Source organism: Mycobacterium sp. UM_11 (assembly GCF_001414075.1).
In the GTDB taxonomy this organism is placed as follows: Bacteria; Actinomycetota; Actinomycetes; order Mycobacteriales; family Mycobacteriaceae; genus Mycobacterium.
Genome location: NZ_LATC01000240.1, coordinates 1 through 455, shown reverse-complemented (window position 1 = coordinate 455; position 455 = coordinate 1). Strand labels below are relative to the sequence as shown.

At 65.1% G+C, this 455-nt stretch carries 1 protein-coding gene and 1 pseudogene; one reads left to right on the top strand and one right to left on the bottom strand.

What is annotated here, in order from left to right:
* On the top strand, positions 1 to 171 hold a 171-nt coding region (locus tag WU80_RS25710; protein ID WP_156371901.1), incomplete at its 5' end, for a WS/DGAT domain-containing protein.
* A gap of 80 nt (positions 172 to 251) precedes the next feature.
* Here the strand turns inward: WU80_RS25710 and WU80_RS24825 are convergent.
* Positions 252 to 455, bottom strand: a pseudogene (locus WU80_RS24825) (hypothetical protein); the annotation flags it as partial.

Genomic DNA, 455 nt, shown 5'->3' with positions numbered 1-455 from the left:
AGATGTGTATCCGTCATGGACGTCGCCCTGAACATCACCTGCTTCTCCTACACCGACTATCTGGACTTCGGCTTCGTCACGACGCCCGAGGTGGCCAACGACATCGACGACATGGCCGACCGCATCGAGCCGGCGCTCACCGAATTGGAGAAGGCCGCCGCGCGGGAGTGAGGGGCGGCTTGCAGTCTCGTCTCCTCGAGCACGTCGCGCTAGCCGGGCGAAGCGGGTCGCCGCGATCAATCCCTCCTGCGTCAAACGGGGTCATCGTCGTCTGCGTCGCGGAGGAATCTCTCGGGATGGTGAAAACTGTTGGTTCGGGGTTGGCCGCGGTCCAGGTGTGCCGGGGGTAGCCATTCGGTTTCGCCTCGGGCGTTGGTCCTTGTGGTCCAGCCCTTTTCGGCGAGCCGGTTGTCCGGGCCGCAGGCCAGGGTGAGGTCGTCGATGTCGGTGCGGTG